The 20,862-nt window shown below is 48.7% G+C and carries 18 protein-coding genes and 1 tRNA gene; 8 read left to right on the top strand and 11 right to left on the bottom strand.

Annotation, left to right across the window (positions count from 1 at the left end; all coding sequences use genetic code 11):
- Positions 1-348: 348 nt before the first annotated feature.
- Positions 349-422 (bottom strand) — tRNA-Arg (locus ACYVB1_RS13920).
- A 178-nt stretch (positions 423-600) separates the two neighbouring features.
- On the opposite strand from ACYVB1_RS13920, the gene ACYVB1_RS13915 reads away from it, so the two are divergent.
- Positions 601-1,014 (top strand): organic hydroperoxide resistance protein, encoded by a 414-nt coding sequence (locus tag ACYVB1_RS13915; protein WP_460924382.1) that lies wholly within the window; start codon positions 601-603, stop codon positions 1,012-1,014.
- A 216-nt stretch (positions 1,015-1,230) separates the two neighbouring features.
- On the opposite strand, the gene sucC is transcribed toward ACYVB1_RS13915, so the two are convergent.
- Complete coding sequence (gene sucC, locus ACYVB1_RS13910; protein WP_460924381.1) at positions 1,231-2,427, bottom strand: ADP-forming succinate--CoA ligase subunit beta; 1,197 nt, start codon at positions 2,425-2,427, stop codon at positions 1,231-1,233.
- 212 nt (positions 2,428-2,639) lie between these two features.
- Between sucC and ACYVB1_RS13905 the strand changes: the two genes are divergently transcribed.
- The 6 genes from ACYVB1_RS13905 (at position 2,640) to ACYVB1_RS13880 (ending at position 9,607) form a co-directional block, all read left to right on the top strand.
- Entirely contained in the window at positions 2,640-3,728 is a 1,089-nt protein-coding gene (locus tag ACYVB1_RS13905) for an AI-2E family transporter (RefSeq protein ID WP_460924380.1), read from the top strand.
- A 122-nt stretch (positions 3,729-3,850) separates the two neighbouring features.
- The gene (locus ACYVB1_RS13900; protein ID WP_460924379.1) at positions 3,851-4,537 is read left to right on the top strand and encodes an ABC transporter ATP-binding protein; all 687 of its coding nucleotides are present in this window, start codon (positions 3,851-3,853) and stop codon (positions 4,535-4,537) included.
- Positions 4,538-4,901: 364 nt separating this feature from the next.
- The gene (locus ACYVB1_RS13895; protein WP_460924378.1) at positions 4,902-5,678 is read left to right on the top strand and encodes a hypothetical protein; all 777 of its coding nucleotides are present in this window, start codon (positions 4,902-4,904) and stop codon (positions 5,676-5,678) included.
- Positions 5,679-5,834: 156 nt separating this feature from the next.
- Entirely contained in the window at positions 5,835-6,629 is a 795-nt protein-coding gene (locus tag ACYVB1_RS13890; RefSeq protein ID WP_460924377.1) for a transporter, read from the top strand.
- A 103-nt stretch (positions 6,630-6,732) separates the two neighbouring features.
- The gene (locus tag ACYVB1_RS13885) at positions 6,733-7,533 is read left to right on the top strand and encodes a transporter (protein ID WP_460924376.1); all 801 of its coding nucleotides are present in this window, start codon (positions 6,733-6,735) and stop codon (positions 7,531-7,533) included.
- A gap of 163 nt (positions 7,534-7,696) precedes the next feature.
- Positions 7,697-9,607 carry a RecQ family ATP-dependent DNA helicase gene (locus ACYVB1_RS13880; protein WP_460924375.1) on the top strand — a complete coding sequence of 637 codons (1,911 nt, stop codon included), beginning with the start codon at positions 7,697-7,699 and terminating at the stop codon, positions 9,605-9,607.
- A 26-nt stretch (positions 9,608-9,633) separates the two neighbouring features.
- Here the strand turns inward: ACYVB1_RS13880 and ACYVB1_RS13875 are convergent, their stop codons facing one another.
- On the bottom strand, positions 9,634-11,115 hold the full coding sequence (locus ACYVB1_RS13875) for a DUF6056 family protein (RefSeq protein WP_460924374.1): 1,482 nt from the start codon (positions 11,113-11,115) through the stop codon (positions 9,634-9,636).
- A gap of 323 nt (positions 11,116-11,438) precedes the next feature.
- On the bottom strand, positions 11,439-12,491 hold the full coding sequence (locus ACYVB1_RS13870; protein ID WP_460924373.1) for a proline iminopeptidase-family hydrolase: 1,053 nt from the start codon (positions 12,489-12,491) through the stop codon (positions 11,439-11,441).
- Positions 12,492-12,858: 367 nt separating this feature from the next.
- On the opposite strand from ACYVB1_RS13870, the gene ACYVB1_RS13865 reads away from it, so the two are divergent.
- Positions 12,859-13,851, top strand: a complete 993-nt coding sequence (locus tag ACYVB1_RS13865) for a 2-hydroxyacid dehydrogenase (protein WP_460924372.1) — start codon at positions 12,859-12,861, stop codon at positions 13,849-13,851.
- Between the two features lie 200 nt (positions 13,852-14,051).
- On the opposite strand, the gene ACYVB1_RS13860 is transcribed toward ACYVB1_RS13865, so the two are convergent.
- The 7 genes from ACYVB1_RS13860 to ACYVB1_RS13830 form a co-directional block, all read right to left on the bottom strand.
- A complete protein-coding gene (locus tag ACYVB1_RS13860) occupies positions 14,052-15,005 on the bottom strand; it encodes a DUF2279 domain-containing protein (RefSeq protein WP_460924371.1) in 954 nt (317 codons plus the stop codon).
- 284 nt (positions 15,006-15,289) lie between these two features.
- Positions 15,290-15,436, bottom strand: a complete 147-nt coding sequence (locus ACYVB1_RS13855) for a hypothetical protein (RefSeq protein ID WP_460924370.1) — start codon at positions 15,434-15,436, stop codon at positions 15,290-15,292.
- Between the two features lie 67 nt (positions 15,437-15,503).
- Positions 15,504-15,986, bottom strand: a complete 483-nt coding sequence (locus ACYVB1_RS13850) for a GNAT family N-acetyltransferase (protein ID WP_460924369.1) — start codon at positions 15,984-15,986, stop codon at positions 15,504-15,506.
- 63 nt (positions 15,987-16,049) lie between these two features.
- A complete protein-coding gene (locus tag ACYVB1_RS13845) occupies positions 16,050-16,622 on the bottom strand; it encodes a pentapeptide repeat-containing protein (RefSeq protein WP_460924368.1) in 573 nt (190 codons plus the stop codon).
- Between the two features lie 13 nt (positions 16,623-16,635).
- Positions 16,636-17,058, bottom strand: coding sequence for a nuclear transport factor 2 family protein (locus ACYVB1_RS13840; RefSeq protein ID WP_460924367.1), 423 nt, complete (start codon positions 17,056-17,058; stop codon positions 16,636-16,638).
- 108 nt (positions 17,059-17,166) lie between these two features.
- A complete protein-coding gene (locus ACYVB1_RS13835) occupies positions 17,167-19,500 on the bottom strand; it encodes a glycoside hydrolase family 95 protein (RefSeq protein WP_460924366.1) in 2,334 nt (777 codons plus the stop codon).
- A 234-nt stretch (positions 19,501-19,734) separates the two neighbouring features.
- A complete protein-coding gene (locus ACYVB1_RS13830) occupies positions 19,735-20,610 on the bottom strand; it encodes a glycosyltransferase family 2 protein (RefSeq protein ID WP_460924365.1) in 876 nt (291 codons plus the stop codon).
- Between the last annotated feature and the right edge of the window lie 252 nt (positions 20,611-20,862).

The raw sequence follows: 20,862 nt of genomic DNA, 5'->3' as shown, positions 1-20,862 counted from the left end.
CTGGCACAAGGTCTTTTACCCTTTCCCATTGCTCGTTTGTCAACTCCATGAGAAACCAACATATTAACTCAAGCTGGGATTCCCATTTTTGAGATAGCCTCTAGCTAAATTTATCATTTGATTGTAGGTAAATACAGCGCCTCCTGCACTGCAGAGGCGTTTGCAAAATATAGAAAACGGCTGTGTATTAGGCCGGGCATCTGCAGGGCAAGCTTTGCTTTTTTTATTGAAGTCACCGGATGGTTCACTACACCACCAGGAGAAAGTAGCTGCAAAGGCTAATGTAGATAGGATGAGTGGGCCCTAAAACAGAAAAGCCCTACTTTTCAGCAAGGCTTTCTCCATTTGTGCACCCGAGAGGATTCGAACCCCTAACCCTCGGAGCCGAAATCCGATATTCTATCCAGTTGAACTACGGGTGCAGTGCGTGTGCAAAAATAGGAACTAAGCTGATAAAAGAAAACATTCCTCCTCAAATTTTAATGCTTCCTTTTTCCTGCCTGTAGCAGGCCGCTCACTTACAGCCCTTTACTAATTTACAAAACATTCCGGATTGCTCTCTAGTTAAATAGAGAATATTAAAACAAACTTATAAGTACTATGGAGAAAATATATACGGCAGAGGTAACTGCCACGGGCGGCCGGAAAGGTCATGTGAAGTCATCGGATGGCGTGATAGATATGGATTTAACAGTGCCAGTTGGGATGAGCACCGGGGGTAAAACCAATCCGGAGCAGCTGTTTGCTGCAGGCTATGCGGCCTGCTTTCAAAGCGCATTGCTGGTAGTAGCCTCCAAGCACCAGGAAGAACTTGATCCGGGATCTACTGTAACAGCGCACGTTGACCTGCTCAAAAAGGATGATGGCGGTTATGCCCTGGGTGTAAAACTGGCAGTAGATCTGAAAGGCGTTGACAAAGACAAGGCGCAGAAAATGGTAGATGAAGCACACCAGATTTGCCCGTACTCTGTCGGAACACGCGGCAACATAGACGTAGACCTGCAAGTTGTTTAAGGTATTTTGAGTTAGAAGGTTAGAACAGTAGAAGTCCCTCACTCATTTGGCTTTAGTTTGGTGGGATAGAGGTTTAGATTTAAGAATGGTAAACTAGAATACATGTTAAACTCTCTAACTTTTTAACCTTCCAACTTTCTAACTAATCATCAAAGCACATAAAAAGGAAAGGGCTGCCAATTATGGCAGCCCTTTCCTTTTTATGTGCTTTGATGATTAAGCTTCAGCCAATACTTGCTTTACTTTTTCCGCCGCTTCTTTCAGTACTACAGCAGAGTAAACCTTCAAGCCAGACTCATCGATGATACGGGCGCCTTCTTCAGCGTTTGTGCCCTGCAGGCGAACAATGATGGGAACACGGATATCGCCGATGTTTTTGTAAGCTTCTACCACACCGTTGGCAACACGGTCGCAACGTACGATACCGCCGAAGATGTTGATAAGAATAGCTTTTACGTTCGGATCTTTCAGGATGATGCGGAAACCAGCTTCAACCGTCTGCGCGTTAGCCCCACCACCTACGTCGAGGAAGTTAGCAGGCTCACCGCCGGAAAGCTTGATGATGTCCATCGTAGCCATTGCCAGACCTGCACCGTTCACCATACAGCCTACGTTACCGTCCAGCTTTACATAGTTCAGGTTGTGCTCTCCAGCTTCAACTTCCAACGGATCTTCCTCTGTAACATCACGCAGCTCAGCCAGATCTTTGTGGCGGAACAGGGCGTTGTCATCGAGGTCAACTTTGGCGTCAACAGCCAGTATCTTGTTATCAGATGTTTTCAATACAGGGTTGATTTCGAACATAGAAGAGTCCGTATCAACATACGCCTTATAGAGGTTGGTCACAAACTTCACCATCTCTTTGAAAGCCGTTCCTTCCAAACCAAAGGCAAAAGCTACCTTACGTGCCTGGAAGCCCTGTAAACCTACTGCCGGGTCAATCCATTCTTTGATGATTTTCTCAGGAGTTTTTTCTGCTACCTCCTCAATGTCCATACCGCCTTCGGTAGAAGCCATGATAACGTTCATGCCTTTGGCGCGGTCCAGCAGGATGCTCAGGTAAAACTCTTTCGGCTCAGACTCGCCTGGGTAGTAAACATCCTGTGCAATGAGCACCTTGTTTACTTTTTTTCCTTCAGGTCCTGTCTGGTGCGTTACCAGTTGCATGCCGATGATCTGCTCAGAAAGCTCTCTCACCTGGTCCAGGTTTTTGGCCAGCTTTACACCGCCACCTTTACCACGGCCACCCGCATGGATTTGCGCCTTGATAACGTGCCAGCTTGTGCCAGTCTCTTCTGTCAGTTTTTTTGCAGCCTCTACAGCTTGCTCTGGCGTTTCAGCCACGATTCCTTCCTGGATGCGTACGCCGTAGCCTTTTAAAATCTCTTTAGCCTGATATTCGTGTATGTTCATGCTTTCAGTTTTAATGGACGCCACGAAATTAAGCCTTTATTCCCTGAGATTCAAGTAAAGCTTTTTTTAAATATAAGCAACATGGCCGCAGTTACGGCTCTTGTGGCACATATCCCGCTTGTCTGTCAAGGGGGCCTTGCAACGAGTATAGTCCTGAAAGAGTAAGTAGGTGAATAAATAACCAGAACTTACTCCAAAAACAGCAGACAATTATGCTTGATATCTACACCTTTTCGAAACGGACGGCCATTGCCGCACTTATTGTGTTGCTGATAGCGGCAGGCTTATACATGTTAGGCCAGTACGGCTATTTCTTTTTACTTGTGTTTGCCGGTATCCTGTTAGCAGTTCTCTTCTGTGGCATGACGGACTTTATTGTGAAAATAGTGCCTATAAAGCGGACAATTGCTTTAATCCTGTCGGTGGTGGTGTTTTTTGGCTTGCTGATCGGGGCTATCTGGCTTGTGGCGCCTACCGTGGGGGAGCAGTTCCAGCAAATGCGCGAAACCATACCAGAATCACTCCGGCAGTTAGAGCAATGGATTGGCCAGCAAAGTTGGGGGCAGCAGATAGTGGAGCAGATTCCAGAAGATCCCAGCAGCATGCTTCCGGAGCAGGAAAGGCTCCTGTCGCGGGCAGGGGGGGCTTTTTCCACCGCGCTTAGTTTTCTGGCCGACTTCTTCATCGTGGTGATCACGGCTGTGTTCTTTGCCTCCGACCCGGCCCTGTACACCCGTGGGTTCGCCAAACTCTTCCCTGTCCGGACGCGCTCCCGCATTATGGAGGTGTTCGGCCGGTGCTACCAAGACCTGAAAATGTGGTTGATCGGGATGCTGGCCTCCATGGCCATTATTGGGGTGAGCACCGCGATCGGGTATACAATTATTGGTTTGCCAATGGCTTATGCGCTGGCTCTGATTGCCTTCCTGTTTGCTTTTGTTCCCAACATCGGCCCTTACATTGCGGGTGTGCCAGCTGTACTGGTCGGGTTGCTGGAGGGGCCTGATATGGCCTTGACCGTTATTCTGGTTTATGGTGCTATTCAACTCGTGGAAAGCTGGATCATTACGCCCATCATCTTTCAGAAAACCGTGGCACTGCCACCTGCCTTGTTGCTTTTCTTCCAGGTGTTGCTGGGCTTGCTGCAGGGAGGCTTGGGCCTGCTGATGGCAGCACCCGTACTGGCTGTGCTGTTGGTGGTGATACAAGAGCTTTATGTAAAGGACGTATTGGAAGCCGAACCACAGGACGCCAGTGCGTCAGATGTGCCGAAAGGCTCCCGGACGGGTACAGCAAACTGATGGAGTTGCCGGAGAAGCAGCCGGTACAAAAAGCAATGGCTTTGCAAAAGTATAGCCTTTGTTTTGTAGCTTTGGCAGCATAATTGCCTAATTACAAATCGCCATCAAATCAATTTTAAGAAGTGCTGCAGGTATCAAACATCTATAAAAAATACGGTTCGCTGGAGGTGCTGAAAGGCATCGATTTGTCGATTACTGCCGGGGAGGTAGTCTCTATTGTGGGAGCGTCAGGCGCCGGCAAAAGTACCTTGCTGCACATACTGGGCACCCTCGACCGGGCAGACAAAGGCGAGGTTTTATTTGATGGCAATAACATAGCCAAGATGAATGCCACAGAAATGGCCCGTTTCAGGAACAAGCACGTTGGCTTTATTTTCCAGTTCCATAACCTGCTGCCAGAATTTACAGCATTAGAGAATGCCTGCCTGCCGGGCTTTCTGGCTGGCAGGCCCGAAAAAGAAGTGCGGGAGCAGGCAGCCGATCTCCTTCAGATGCTCGGCCTGTCGCACCGGTTGGAGCATAAACCTTCCGAAATGTCGGGAGGAGAGCAGCAGCGTACCGCCGTGGCCAGGGCACTTATCAACTCCCCCCGTATCGTTTTCGCTGACGAACCCAGTGGAAACCTCGATTCACAAAATGCACAGGAACTACACGAGATATTTTTCCGCCTACGGAAAGAGTTTAACCAGACCTTTGTCATCGTAACACACAACGAGCAGTTAGCCGGAATGGCCGATCGTACGCTGGTGATGAAAGACGGAGTTATTGTTAGAGAATTAGGCGTTAGTGGGGGTGAACCACTGGCGTAGCAACTGTAGGAGTTATCCTGAAAAACATAAACAGCAAAGGCCCGCTACTGTAGCGGGCCTTTGCTGTTTATGTAGTGTGCGGTAACGACTTTTAGCTTGATGATTTTTTACCTCTGGCTCTGGTGTTTAGTTTACTTTTTTTCACCCACATCTTTACCTCGGAAATTCCCGTATTTATACTCCACCCTTTTCTCAATTTTTAGCTACAGGAAAGCTTCAGCGCAGGAGGCAAAAAATAATTTTAAAATAGTTTATAACTGATTGATTATCAGTTATATAAAATACATTATTTTTCTTATTTTTTGCACTATTTATTCATCTGCTCTGTTTGATATATGTACAAAGAAAAGAAGGTTAAATGAGTATGAATCAAGACAATAAAGATACGAAGGTGCAGAAAAAACCGAAGATCGAAAGCTATGATATTTCCAAGTCTGACGAGACGCTTCACTTAGCGATAGACCTTGCTAAGTTTATCAAGGAGAACCGTCTTTATCAGAATATCCAGGGCAAAGAATACGTGAACGTGGAAGGCTGGCAGTATGCTGGTTCGCGCCTCGGAATCCTGCCGGTAGTGGAGCATGTGGTGAACATCAGCACTGACGAAGAGATAAAGTACCAGGCAAAGGTGAACCTGCTTGACCTGCGCAGCCAGCAGGTAGTAGGTGCCGGTTTTGCTATCTGTTCAAACCGCGAGCAGGGTAAAAAGTATTACCAGGAGTTCGCGATAGCTTCTATGGCTCAGACACGTGCCATTGGTAAGGCGTACCGCAACATCCTGGCCTGGATTATACGTGCGGCTGGTTATGAGCCTACGCCTGCTGAGGAAATGGACTACAGCGGAAACGATCAGGCAGCCAAGCCAGCTGTGCCAACGGAGAAAAAGGCAACCATGAAGTCCTCTACCAATACACCGGTAGTAGCAGAAGAGGAAGCCAAAACTACCAGTGTGCGTTATGCATCGGCTAAGCAGAAAGAAGAAATCATCAGCCTACTGAACAACCCGACTATTACGCGACAGGAGAAAACTAAAATGTTGCTTAACATCAACCGCTTTGATGAAGAACGCGCTGCGCAGGCAATCGAGAAACTGAAAAAAGTAATCGAAGACCGCGAAGATGGTCAGTCAGCTGCTGCGTAATCAAGTTTAATTTTACACTTCTGAGACCTGCCCCTGTAATGGGGGCAGGTCTTTTCTTTTTAACCTCATCGCCACTCCCCAAGATTTTAGATTTCAAAAGGTGTGCAATGTACAGAAGGAGCCGTATAAAAGCACTTGAACAGAAAATCATTTCAGATGAGATTTTATACAGGAAAGTTTTTGCAGGTAAAATGGCTGCTGGTGGTGGTGTTACTGGGTGCCTGTATGCAGCAGGGGCAGTGCCAGGACGAAGTACCGGAGCTGGAGACGGACAGGCCAGACCAGGCTGAGGCAGCATCGCTGGTGCCCCGGAAAACCTTACAGCTGGAAACAGGCCTCTTTTTCCAGGAGGATGATGAAATGGGAGCCGAGCAGAAGATAAGGGCTTACCCTACTGCTTTGCTCCGGTTCGGTGTGCTGGACTGGCTGGAGCTCCGGGCGCAGTCTGCTTTAAGAGATTCTGTGGTAGAGCGGCGTACCCGCTTCAGAACAAGTGGCTTTGCCCCTTTAACGATAGGTGCAAAGGTTAAACTGTGGGAGGAGCAGGGACTCAGGCCCCAAGCAGCCTTTATGACCATGGTTGTCTTACCTGTTGGGAGCCGGGAGTTCAGGCCGGATAACTGGGAGCCTAATTTCAGGCTGCTTTTTAAGAATTCGCTTTCCGAAAAACTAGATCTAAGTTACAACCTGGTGTATGGTTGGGTAGAGGGAGATCCTATCAGGGGTTATGCCGTGAGCCTGGGCTTCGACCTGAGCGACAAATTAACGGTGTATGGAGAGGTGTTTGGAGACAAGCAAAAGGAAGAAAAGGCAGAGCATTCTGTAGATGGTGGCTTCATGTTTATGCTTCTGCCAAACCTACAGCTGGATGTGGCAGCCGGGAGGGCATTAAATGATGCGGCACCAGATTATTTTATTACAAGCGGTTTCAGCTGGAGAATTCCACAATAGCTGTCTTCACTACTGCTGAAGAATGTTTTGTTTCTAAGCGCAGCAACATACTTGTGTGGCTGCCACCGTATAAAAAAGCTGTTTGCCAGTACTGCCCCTAAAAATGCTACCCACCACTACAGCGGCGCATAAAATCTTATTTCTGCTAACAGGCCTCCTCTTACTCCTGACAGAACAGGGGCAAGCGCAGGAGCAGGATTTGGGCCGTATCTCCACTGGCCGGCCAGACCAGACACAAGGCACCACAGTAGTTCCTAAAAGCACCTTGCAGATAGAGTCAGGCTTCCTTTACCGGGAAAGCGAAAGGAAGGAGCAGGAGGTTAAGACACACGCATATCCGGCTGTGTCGCTCCGCTACGGCCTGCACGACAGGCTGGAGCTGCGTATAGACGGCTCTTTTCAGGATTCTGTAATCCGCGAGGATGTAGGCGGCTACCGTAAAGTCAGGGGATTAGGGCCATTGGGATTAGGGCTCAGGCTTTACATGTGGGAGGGTGCCGGAATACTGCCTCAGGCTGCGTTAACGGCTACGATAGCGCCACCTGTCGGCAACAGCAGCATGGTGTCTGGTTATGCAGACAAGGAACTCCGGCTAGGGTTCACCAACACCATCAAGCCTGACCTTTCGCTTACCTATACTATGGGCTATGGATGGGTGAAGGAAGGAACTGAAATGAAATATGCCTTTAAGGTGAGCGGTGATTTGAGCTACAGGGTTGCAGTATATGGTGAGGTGTATGGCACTAAGGCAGAAGGTAACCGTGCAGTTCACCAGGCAGATGCAGGAGTACTGCTCATTGTCCGGGAAAACATGCAGTTAGATATAGCTGCGGGATTTGGGCTGAGCAGGGCTGCACCAGATTATTTTATCACCACGGGCTTTTCTGTACGGCTGCCTCGATAGGAAGGAGCTACAGCTGTGCCTTTTTTTAGGAGATATGTTTTTAGGGAAGGTGCTATAAGTTTTGGCTATTCATACTATGCTAACAGGGGGAATAGTGTGTTATCGCTTTATATTTGTGTCTGATTTCTTATGTCCTATCTTCGTTTCATAAAACCCCACACCCTTGCAAGACATCCACCACATATTAAAAGCCTACTGGGGCTATGCGCAGTTCAGGCCGCTGCAGGAGGATATTATCCGCTCGGTGCTGTCAGGGGAGGACACCCTGGCGCTGCTCCCGACGGGGGGTGGTAAGTCAGTTTGCTTTCAGGTGCCTGCTCTGGCAATGGAAGGATTGTGCCTCGTTATCACACCCCTGATAGCCCTGATGAAGGACCAGGTAGAGCAGTTGAAAAAAAGAGGAATAAATGCCCTGGCCGTTTATTCCGGCATGAACCGCCGCGAGATTGACATCGCCCTGGACAACTGCGTGTATGGGGATGTAAAGTTTCTGTACCTCTCGCCGGAGCGCCTGCTCACGGAGTTGTTCCAGGAACGGGTAAAGCGCATGAAGGTGGGTTTGATAGCTATAGATGAGGCACACTGTATATCCCAGTGGGGGTATGATTTCAGACCACCTTACCTGCAACTGACAGAGCTTCGGGCGGTGCTTCCCAACGTACCTGTTATAGCCTTAACCGCCACGGCCACGGAACAGGTGAAGCAGGACATACAGGAAAAGCTTGCCTTCCCGAAGCGGAACGTTTTCCAGAAAAGCTTTGCCCGGGCTAACTTGTCCTACTCCTGCCTCGACACTGAAGACAAGACGAACCGCCTGCTGCAGATACTGCAGCGCATGCCGGGGCAGAGCATTGTGTACGTGCGCAGCCGCCGCCAAACTGTTGAGATTGCGAAGCTGCTCCAGAGCCGCCGTATAACAGCAGCTGCGTACCATGCAGGGCTTAAGTTCGAAGCTCGTAACGCAGTGCAGCAAAGCTGGATTGAGGACAAGGTGCGGGTAATGGTGGCTACCAATGCTTTCGGTATGGGTATCGACAAGCCTGATGTGCGCTTGGTTGTGCACCTCGACTTGCCGGAGAGCCTGGAGGCCTACTACCAGGAGGCAGGGCGTGCCGGGCGCGACGAGAAATATGCCTATGCCGTTATCCTTAACGGCCCCAATGATGTAACCGAACTGCAGCGCAAAGTACAGGAGGCCCATCCCTCTATTGAGTTTATCCGGCGGGTGTACCAGTGCCTGGCCAACTATTATCAGTTAGCTGTAGGCAGTGGGCTGATGAGTAGCTTTGATTTTGACCTGGCTGCCTTTTCTAAGAATTACAAACTGCAGCCCCTGGAGGTGCATCATGCCGTCAAAAGGCTGGAGACGGAAGGTTACCTGCAGTTGAACGAAGGCTACTACATGCCTTCACGGCTCATCCTGCTGCTTGATAACCTGGCCCTCTATGAGTTCCAGCTGGCTAACCCCGACCACGATGGGTTCATCCGGGCCATCCTGCGAATATATGGCGGCGAGGCATTTACCAATTACGTTAAGTTGTCGGAGCGCCGGCTGGCACAGCAGCTGAACATGCCGGAGCAGGAGGTGCGGCGCAAACTGGAGTACCTGCATAAGTTACAGGTTATTGGCTATGAGCCACAGCACGATTCGCCCCAGCTGGTATTTACAAAGCCCCGTGAAGACGCTAACGGCTTGCCCTTAGATACAAAAAGGCTGGCGGCATTACGGGAGCGGGCGCTGTTGCAGGCAAAAGAGATGGGACGCTATGTTACCACGTCCAACCGCTGCCGTACGCAACTGCTTTTAGAGTATTTCGGAGAAATAACGGATGCCCGCTGCCGCATCTGCGATTACTGCCTGGCCGAACGCAAAAAAGAGCGGGAGGGGCCGGAGCAGGAAGCGCTTCGGGCAAAAGTGCTGACATTGGTGAAAGGGCAGGCATGGCTGCCTAAAGAACTGGTACAGCAGTTTGAGCCTAAGCACGCTGAAACTGTGACCTCGCTTGTGCGGGAGTTGATAGATGTAGGTCGTTTAAAATACAGGGAAAGCGGAAAACTGGAGGCGGCGGAATAGGGGAGCTTTATCAGGATTCAAAAGCATTAATTGCCAATCTTTTCCTTGCCAGCTTCTCTTAGCGTCGTTATGTTGTCTTTTATCTCAGGGTTCGGTGCCGTCAAAAAAACAGCTGATTTGCCCCAGTAATCGGCGTAGTCTGTGTTTATCCAAAAGTCACTGTTTTCTTCTCCCTCCATCACATCCATGAAGTAAAGCGATTGGGGTATAACTGGAAGCGGAGTAAGGTTGCAGGTGTCACATCCGGAGTTTTTCAGATAGCTGTACCTTTGGTTTAGTGCCTGGTTATAAGCAGCGGCTTTTCCAGAAACTAAGTCAACATATGCTGTGGCTACATTCCCTTCAATGGCAAAAATTTGCAGGACAAAAAGAGCTGATATGGCAAGCGGTAAAGCCGGCGACAGTTTTCGTTCAGCCTGCAGCAAATGCGCATACCTGGTGATAACTACCTGTATATTATAGAACCAGCCAAACACAAAGAAGAAATAAATCACATTCTCCACCCTGGGAGTAGGACGTTCGCCAACGGCCCAGGTAAAAGCAAACTGCATCAGAAAAAGCGTGGCCAGGTAATAGAACAAGGAGAGCCGGAGGTCTACTTTAAAAACACCTGTGCCTTTTGTCTTTTCAGCTAAAGACAGTCCCCAGTAGAGAACGTACAGCACAGAAGCGGCAAGCAGGGGCGCTGACCACCTGTAAAAGCTGATAAAGGCCAGGAAGGCAGCATATACAGTTGACCACAGCGGTTTAGAAGCATTGGGGTGTTCTTCCATCCTGGCATAGTTGCCGGGAGCAAGTACAGCAGTCAAGCTGGCAACAACGCAAAGGAGAAACAGGATAAGCAGGTAAGGCCTGTTCTGTTTGTCCTGCCAGCTGCTGTAAAGGATGAGCAACAACGTAGTAAAACCCATCACAAGTGCCATTTCGTTAGAGCCAGCGATGGCTACACAAAGCAAAGCAGCAAGCACGATGTAGGATGACTTTAAGCTTTTGTTCCCCGTCCTGAAGAAGCTGAGGAGGAGTGTCAGCAAGAGCAGCATCATGATGTTGGGCAACTGGTAGGTCAGGTACCCGGGCAGCCAGAAAATGCCTTCGGATGTACTGGGCATCTGCATCAGATACAAACACAGGAGCAGGGCTGCCAAAGCCGTTATCTTCAGTGAGTCGAGGTGATAATGGAGGAGCTTGAAGAGAAAAAGGTAGGCAGAAGCAGCCAGCAGCAGGATAAGGAGGAGGGAGTACAGCTTGTATAGTGCAAAATTTCCGTAGATAATAGGGTTTATGCGGAAAGCCGTGGTCGTACTAAAGTACCTGCCCGTCCAGTTCATGTAATAGTTAATCTGTGTCTCCCAATAGCCATACGTCATGTCCCGAAACGCGAAGCCATAATCATCTGCCTGCGGGTGATTGTACAGCGTTAAGACAAGGAAGGGGAGCAACACCAACAATCCGATACATAGGGAAACAATGTAAATGAATGTAAATCTTTCTCCGGAAGGGTGCGGCATAGCAGGTTGTAAGGCATTAATGCATCAAATATAAAATAAATCTCCTTTATAAGCTGAACAGCTAGGGGCTGAGTTAGAAGGATGACTGAATGGCTCGTTTTTGTTGACGCTTAACCTCCACAAAGCTACGCTTTCTGCTGTAGCTGTTTCGCCGTTGCTGGTGTTTTCACCAACAACGGCGAAACAAAACGAAAACGGCTGCTTTTGCTACGGTAGAACAGGAGCTTTATATTTTGCTTTAGAGCTAAACCAAAAAGCCCGGGCAAGAACGCTGTTCCTGTCCGGGCTTTTCTGCTTCATAATAATGGAACCACAGCCGCTCTTTACATCGCAGACTTGCCCTTTGCCTGGGCAGCATCTACGTCCTTAATAAACCTGATAACGCCATCCATAAATACCTGTTGGTCGTCCCACATGGCCAGGTGGCTACCGTTCGGGCAATAGAGGTACTGCCCTTTTTGCACCAACTGGCTCATTTCCTTCATTTCCTCCGGGTTCATGGTGTCGTATCTGGCACCTACCGTCAGCGTTGGTACTGTCAGCTGCTTCAGGTCGTTCCAGCGATCCCATTTTTGCAGGATGCCGCCCGGCACAAATTCACTTGGCCCCTGCATGTATTCATACACTTTCTGGTTAACGTGTTTGAAGCTGCGGTTAATCGGGTCCGGCCAGTCTTCCAACCGGCACAGGTGCTTTTTATAGTAGTTTTCAAAAACCAGTGCCTGGTACTCCGGGTTCATGAAGTCATTCTTTTTCTCGTACACCTCCAGCGAGTCGATGAGGGATGGGCGCATCTCACTTCGTAGTTTGGCATTGTAGACTGCATACTTGGGGAAGCTGGCTGTCATGTTGCTGATGATGAGTCCCTTAAGTTTGTCCTGGTGCTTCAGGGCGTACTCCATGGCCAGCATGCCGCCCCAGGAGTTGCCAAGGAGGTAAAAGTTGTTTTCATCCAGGCCCAACGCTTGCCGGACCTGCTCCACTTCTTCTACAAAACGGTCGATATTATAAAGCGACATATCCTCTGGCTGGTCAGAGTAGTAGGAGCCCAGCTGGTCGTACTCGTAAAACTCAATATTAGCCTGCGGGAAGAAGCTTTCGAAAGCCTCCATGTATTCGTGTGTCATGGCAGGGCCACCGTGCAGGAGCAGCACTTTCATGGTGGGGCTGTTGCCGAAGCGCTTTGTCCACACCTTGTAACCTTCTTTCAGCGGAATCATCTGAATGCCGCCTGTCTGTACCTCGCCGGGTGTTTTGTAGTCAAGGTAACTGTCAGCTGTTGCTACTGTGTTTCCTGTTTCTTCCACACGCTGGCAGCCGGTGCCAAATGCCAGAAGGCCCGTGCAGGAAAGCAGAAGCAGGGATGTCTTTTTCATCTGTATTTAGGAGCTAAAAATTTAGTAAGGTTAAAAGCTAAGCAAATTGCGCAAGTCCTCAAAAAATTAAACCCCTTTATTTCGTTACCGGAGATTAGCCGGGTTTGCAAAAGAGCAGCCACATGCAAGGGCAGGTGGTGGTATAAATAAAGTGAGTTCAGGTTTCTGGTTTAGCCAGAGGTTTGAGCTAATGGCTTGATTGCAAATGCGGAATATCATTTTGTGTAAGAGCATTCGTCATATTTAGTGGAATCGTTCCCACTTATCTTGCATCTAAAACGCTGCAAATATCCATCTAAAATCGTATGTGTTTTAAAGTGTGTTGTATCGCACCAAGTGCTATTTGTTCGATTTAAAATATGCCTCTATGAAAGTAGCTTTTTTCAGCACCAGGAAATACGATAAAGAGTTCTTTCTTGCTAATAATGCAGCACAAAAACATGAACTGGAGTTCCTGGAGGTGCCGCTGAACAGGAACACAGCGACGCTTGCCAAAGGCCATGAGGTCGTTTGCGTTTTTGTGAATGATGTTGTAAACGAAGCTGTGCTACAAGTACTGGCACAGCAAGGAATAAGACTTGTGGCCCTGCGCTGCGCAGGCTTTAACAACGTGTATCTCAAGGCAGCCGCAGCCTTGGGTATAAAAGTTGTGCGGGTACCTGCTTATTCCCCCTACTCGGTGGCGGAGCATACACTGGCACTCATACTTACCCTGAACCGGAAAACACACCGCGCCTATAACCGTGTGAAGGAAGGCAACTTTGCTTTGAACGGACTGATGGGTTTCGACCTGTATGGCAGAACCGTTGGCCTGATTGGTTTAGGGAAAATAGGCCTGGTAACCGCGGGTATCCTGAAAGGGTTTGGCTGCAAAGTACTGGGGTACGACATTACCAAACCGGCGGAGGCAGAAGGCTTGGGAGTGGAGTTTGCTGATCTGAACAGGCTTTACGCTGAGTCTGATATTATCTCATTGCACTGCCCGCTCACGCCGCAAACCTACCATATCATTAATGCCGAATCATTGGGCAAAATGAAGAAAGGGGTAATGCTGATTAACACCAGCCGTGGCGCGCTGATAGATGCAAAAGCGGTGATCAAAGCTTTGAAGTCAGAGAAAGTGAGTTACCTGGGGCTGGATGTGTATGAGGAGGAAGGAGACCTGTTTTTTGAAGATAAGTCGGAAAACGTGATTCAGGATGATGTATTCATGCGACTGCTCTCGTTCAACAATGTACTGATAACCGGGCACCAGGCATTTTTTACCAGCGATGCGATGCAGGGAATTGTTTCGGTAACACTTCAGAATATCTCCGATTTTGAGGAAGGCAAGGCGTTAAAAAACGAGGTGCTGCCCTAGGTGTTCAGGATGTTTGGGCTACAGGGCAGGTTGTTTAAAATATTTATAAATGGCTTGGCAGCCTGCTTGGCCAGTTGCGCCGGGCTGCGGAAAGCAGGTTGCACGGCCACCATTGTCTCCAACCGCTCCGGAACAGCTGCCAGCCTGGTATGTAAGAAAAAGTCGAACAGTCAGGTAAAAAGGCTTGTCCTCAGCGTCAATCAATAGTAGAAAGGGTGGAGGACCAGTCCTTTCTTTCTGTTGAACTCCAGGGCGGGAGCTGGCAAATGGAAGATACTTAGCACGTAGAACACTTTCTTCAGGAAACCACTGCGGGTTTCAATGTTCATCAGGTTCAGGTCAAGAGAGAGGTAGTATTGCCGATAGGAGTCATAGCCCTTCATGCTATTTTTGAGTGGGTTGCCTACTACCATGTCTTCAGCTCCGTAGCCCACTGCTATATTCAGCCACTTAGGGTAAGTGCTCTCCTGGGGCAGAAAAGCAGAAATATCAACCGAAAGCCAGTAAGTCTGGCCATTATAGTCTTTCAGCATTTGCTCAAAGTAGTTTTTGCCCAGCATCTCCAGGCGTTGCAGCTCTATGGGAGTTCTGTGAAAGGAAAACTTAGGCACGATGCGTATTTCCTTCCAGAGGTGGTGCTGCGCCACTACCGCTACAGAACCCAGCATGTTGGCTCCCATATCGCTTAACGAAGCGCCATATGCTTCGCCATATCCGTCAAAAACCTCGATAGGGGTTTGCAGCAAAATGCCTGCTAAGCTGCCATAAAGAATGGCTTTCCGATCTGGTACCCCAGCCCACTCCAGCATGTCTACTCCTGCACGGCTCTGGTGGAACGCGGTCCAGAGGTGCCCTGCTTTATCTACCTGGTTCCAATACCGGATATCGTTGTGAAAATGAAAGTCGGAGCGTGGATCGTGCTTATACCAGGCCTTGTGCAGGAGTACAAGGCTGGTGGCATAACCGGCAGCGAAACCCGTGGTAACACCAACCTGCCGGATGTTTTTTTGGTCAGCTGTGAGAGTGTCTGCCTGAGTGGCATTAGCAAAGACCGCTGCAGGGAAGAATTGAACAAATAAAATGAAAGCAGTAAAGAAAGGTGTGCTGTGATTCTGCAGATAATATACAATATTAAAATAACTGCCTGCTTTCAAGTTGCTTAAATTGAATTTAAAGTAAAACTAGCGGTAAGTTTTCCTTACCATACATTCGTAGGTTAAGCATGCTTGAAATTTATCTTTTGCCCAGTAAACGTGCTTTGGCAGAACCTAAAATCACCCGTTTTTGATATCAAGAACAAAATTTTAACATGCTCTAAATCATTAACGTGAAAATTTGTTTTATGTAAATAAAAAATGAAACCCTTTACCACATCTTTGGAGGCAAAGGATTCTCAGGGAAATAAATAGCTGTTGGAGGTATTTGTATCTGCAATACCCTAAGTTATACCGTTTTCGATAACCAGTGTTTTGCCTGGCAGCACGCTGCCGGTTATCACATCCACCACGCTCGCATTCGTAATCACAAGTTCGTGGTACTCTGCTGCATAACGGCGCATCCTGCCAGAAACAAGGTGCTGAGGCATAGGGCAATAGAGGAATAAAATTTCATGTTCGGATTAATGGTTATGTTGTATTGGTGGGCCTATGAGATTAGCTTTTTTTAGCTGCAGCAGAAACATCCAGTACCATGTGCTGCGTGGAAGGAGTAAAGCCCTGGCCTTCCCAAAACCGGATAGCTGCTTTATTTTTAACCGACACCTGTAACTCGATATGGTCGGCCCCATTGTCTGTGAGCCACTTTTTAGCTGCTTCAACTAATTCGTTGCCGATGCCTGTGCTCCTGTACTGTCCCTTCACAACGGTTTCGGCTATGTAGCCTTTGTTCGAAAGCCTGAAGCCTAGTGCGGCCTGTTTCAGAGTTGCTACAATCAGGCCCCGCCATTCGTCGTCCTGCACATAGCCAAAAAAACGGGTGTTTTTGTCTTTCAGCCGGGTCTGCAGCTCCTTTTTCAGCACATCTTCCTGATTAGGTTTGTACCTGAAAATAGGGTGATGGGGCTGATGGAAGTCCAGCAACTCGTGCCATAGTTCATACACTTCATCTATATCGTCTGGTTCGGCTTCTATTATCATAAGACTGTTGGGTGGTACACTTGCCTGTTTACGACGCTTTCACAAAATCTTTTGTTAAGTCAATCAATCTACTTCGATACCGTACTTGGCCAGCAGCCCTGCCAGCCCGATAGAAGAGAATTTTGCTTTCCTGATTTTATTTTTTTCAGGGTCAATAGAGAAGTTACTGGCTGTCCGGAAATCTACTTTCTCCAGTATAGTCTGCTCAAAAGCTGATTGGCTTAAATCACAGTCGTTGAATATGGAGCCAGTTAAATCAGCCTGGGTGAAGTTAGCTTCCCTGATGCTGCAGCCACTGAAGCTCGTCTTTCTGAGCTTCCTTCTAAAGAAAGAGACATAGTCGAGGATGCAGTTACTGAAACTGACGGAAAACAGGAAGTCGCTGCAGGAACTGAAGTCTACTCCCAGCACTTTGCAGTTGTCAAAAGTAACGTTCTTCAAGCCTGTGTACGCCAGCCGCATCATACTTAAGTTGCAGTTCTCGAACCGGCAATCAATAAACTCGTTGCCGGAAAAGTTACTTTTAGAGAAATCACAATTGGTAAAGGTGCAGGAGTCGAACTCTCTTCCCGAGACTGCTTTGCCTGTATAATTGATTTTATCAAAAGCCTTGTCGCGGTGGTGTGTTTCTTTCATGCTGCTTTGGGAGTTATTTATCCGGAGAGATGAAGGTTACTTCTACAATTTCATTGTTCTTCACTCTGTACACCGCAATGGCATCGAACCGGGGCTGATCTTTGCTGCGCCTTACCTTCTCGTGGTCAATAACCACATTGCCTGCTATTATCCTGTTCACTACTTCGCAATGCAGGTCAGGCGTGTTGGCAAACATCTGGCCGTATCTTTTCCTTAACTCTTCCCGGCCCTGGTAGCTGAGCACACCTGGCTGCCGGTATACTTTTACCGTGTCGCTGAAGGCCTTGGCAAAGGTGTCGATGTCGCGGTTGTTGTAGCCTTTTAGTTGCTGCTTTACAGGGGCTTCTACAGAGGCCTTGTCCTGTGCTGCCTGCGCACTGGCTGACAGGGTGCATACTGCCAGCATGATGATGAGTAGAAAGTGCTTTACACGCATAGTTGAATGTTGTTAGGTAGGGAATTGATGTAATAATTAGTTTTTAAAGCGAATGCAGCACCAGATTGATGTAGCATAAACTAACAGGTACTGTTTCTTCTGGTGATTCTACAGCGGCTGTAAATTACCATTCAGCACATATCTTTTGCCTTTCTCCGTTTTAAGTGTAACCACCTGATCGCCGTAGCGGATCTGGCAGGGGTTGCCTAGTTTTGAGAGGACCTTTAGCTGCTTTAGCTTTCCTGCTTCCCAGTCTAGATCTACCTCAAAGCCACCGCGGGCCACGATGCCGTGAATGTGGCCCTGCTGCCAGGCGGGTGGCAAGGCAGGTAGTAACTGTATTTCCCCGGCGTGGCTCTGCATCAGCATCTCTGTAATGCCGGCTGTGGCTCCGAAGTTACCATCTATCTGGAAAGGCGGGTGCGTATCGAAGAGGTTTGGCAGCGTGGATTTGCGCAGGAGTGCCACCAGGTTCTCGTGCGCTGCCTCGCCGTCCTGCAATCGGGCAAAAAAGTTGATAATCCAAGCGCGGCTCCAGCCGGTGTGCCCGCCGCCGTGTGAGAGCCGGTAATCGATGGTTTTGCGTGCTGCCTCCAGCAGTTCCGGGTTTTGCTGTTTCGTAATTTGCCGGCCAGGGTGCAGCGCAAACAGGTGTGAAATATGGCGGTGACCGGGTTCGTTTTCCTCAAACTCCTCTGTCCACTCCATAATGCGGCCATCGCTGCCAATTCTGGTAGGTGCTAAGCGGCTTAATATCTTTTCGAGGCGGCGGCGAAAGGCGGCGTCCCTGTTCAGTTCTTTGCTTGCGGCAATGGTGTTGCCAAGCAAATCCCTCATAATCATGTGGTCCATGGTAGGGCCCATGACCATGGTAGCTACCTCGCCGTTTTTAGTTTTGAAGGTATTTTCAGGTGAGATGGAAGGACCAGAAACCAGTTGCTTTGTCTCCGGGTTTTCTACAAGCCAGTTGGCGCAGAACTCAGCGGCCTCTTTCATCACAGGGTAAGCCAGTTCCCTTAGGTATTGCTTGTCTTCGGTGAACAGGTAATGCTCCCACAGGTGCTGTGCACTCCAGGCCATGCCCATCGGCCACATCGCCCATCGCGGTTCGCCATAGGTTTCTGTAAAAAGCCACGGGTCTGTGGTAAAATGGGCTACCGTTCCTTTGATGCCGTACATGTCCTGGGCTGTTTTGCGGGCGTCAGGGCGCAGCGCATCTAAAAAGGACAGGAAAGGCATGTGCATCTCCGACAGGTTCGTGACCTCTGCCGGCCAGTAGTTCATCTGGATATTGATGTTGATATGATAATCGGCGCTCCAGGGAGGGGTGAGGCCATCGGCCCAGATGCCCTGCAGGTTGGCAGGCAAACCACCCGGCCTTGAACTGCTGATGAGCAGGTAGCGGCCAAACTGGTAGTACAATTCCACGAGGTGTGGGTCTATGTTGCCGTTCTGCATGGCCACCAAGCGGGCATCAGTAGGGAAATAAGCCGCATCAGTTATGCCTAAGTTCAGGTCTACACGCTTGAAGTACTGCTGGTAATTGGTTATATGATCCTGTTTGAGATCCTCGTAGTTTTTCTTTGCTGCGGAGGCTAAGTGTGTGCCTGCCATAGCCAGCTGCTCACTGCCCCTGTAATCTGTAGCGGCCGTGAGAAGAAGCGTAACAGAGTCTGCGTTTTCTACCCGGATGGAGTTTCCTGCAACCTGAAGAGCACCTCCTTCCTGCAGCACTTTTAAGCGTGCCACCATTCTTACGCCTGTTCCATCGCCCACATGCTCACTCATCGTGATTTCATTACCTGCCAATTCCAACTTTGCCTTGTTTCCAGGCCTGCTCAGGCTCAGCCCAAAGGTAAGTGCGCCGGGTTTGCTGGCTGTGAGCCGCACCACCAGGGCCTGGTCCGGGGCACTGGAAAAGATTTCGCGGGTAAAGGATACATCGCCTGCGCGGTAGCTTACTTTGGCTATGGCTGTCTCCAGGTCCAGCTCCCTGCGGTAATTAGAGATGTCCTTCACGACAGGACCAAAGTCAAGTTGCAGATCGCCAAGCGTCTGATAGGTGCTGTGTATTTTCTTGTCGCCCATCATTTTTTCCTGGGCAAGATCCCGCGCTTCGGCATACTTACCAGCGAAAAGCAGGGCCCGTACTTTCGGCAGTGTAGCGCGTGCCTCGGGGTTCACAAAATCAGCATCTTTGCCTGTCCAGACAGATTCTTCGTTCAGCTGCAGCCGCTCTGTTGCTACGCCGCCGAAGACCATTGCCCCTAACCTGCCATTTCCCACAGGCAAGGCCTCGTTCCAGTTAGAGGCAGGGTGGCTGAACCATAGCTTTAGTTCGTCAGGAGCCTTTTGCTTGTCCTGGGCTGCGGAAGGGAAGATGCTTATGAGGCAGAGGAGTAAGGGCAGGAACCGTAAGGCAAAGGAGCGGGGTTGGTGCATGCTGAACTATTTGATGATATAACTTACCTGGAAGATGTATAAATGTAAGGCTAAATGCTCTTTTCTGTAAGAAAGATAACCTTTTTGTTCTGGTCTTGTGCTTCCGGAACAGAATCTTTAGGTGTACCTAGGTTAGTACAGGGTAACTGCTTGGCAGCTGGATAACAGCCTTCTCAAAAATAAAAACAGCCGCATAGAGCGGCTGAGGAACCTGCAAATATGCAGCCGTGGTAATCAGAGAAGTTGGTTGCAAACCTTTTTTACAATTCTCCTATAGACACTTCGCTTTTCGTTGCTCTTCGGCCTCAAAGGCCTTTGCTCAATATTGTCCATCCAGGTAAGTCTTCCTTTTCCAAAGATATAGTCTATATCATCTTCGTGTAACTGGTTCCAGTAATCCATCAGGCCAGCCAAAAACAGAAGGGAGGAGTTTCTTTTGTTGTACTCCCGCATAAAAGTGGATTCGTAGCCATTCCGGTGTAAGTAGCTGGTTCCTGGCAACGTCCAGAATTTTGCTCCTTCTGCTAACAGTTTTAAACCAAAAAGCTCCGAATCATAGGCGCCGCCTAAAAACTCGTTGTATCTTCCTGCTTTCTTCCACATTGCTTTTGTAAATAAGTAATTGCCCGAGCCACAGGGTGTTTTCATAGGATCATTCAAGGCATCTATAAAGCTAAGTTTTTCTGCCAGTATCCAGCTATCCGTAACTTTGGAGGGGCTCTCAGAAAAATAGTCAATTCTGCCGAAGGCAGCGGCATCTAACGCATTGGCAAGCAGGAAGTCTTTCAGCGCTTTGATGCTATCAGGTCTCAGGATGTTATCTGAATCCAGGCAGAATATCAGGTCAGAGCTCGCCTGATCAATGCCTGTGTTTCGGCCCGCAGCGGCCGTTCCCTTGTTGTTAAAGTGCCTCAACACTTTAACAAAGCTGTACCTGTCTGAGTAAGAAAGTGCTTTGGTATAGGTGTCATCAGTAGAGCTGTCATCTACAAGTATGATTTCGTCACCCTCTTCAAAGTTTGTTTGAATAATAGACATAACGGACTCGTCCATTGTGTCAGAACAATTATAACAGGGTATGATGAAAGAGATACTGTTCTTTGTTGCCATAGCTTTGCCATTCCTAAGTTCATTTGTTTTACTGCCAGATTGTTAACCCATTCTGAAGGCTGGAGGCACGTGTGCGGTTTTTGTGAAAGCGTATGATGAATGTCAGGCAGCCTTTTGATTAATCATTTATAGCCGCATTCGGTTTGTAGACTAGAAGCTATCTCAAAAATACCTAAGCATTATCTTCATGCACGCGAGCAGCAGGAATGCCAGGTAATTATCAGCCTTCTTTTCCTGTCTGACCAAGGTTCT

The organism is Pontibacter brevis (genome assembly GCF_054779655.1).
Note: the sequence above shows the minus strand (reverse complement) of the source record. Positions and strands in the feature narration are given on the sequence as shown.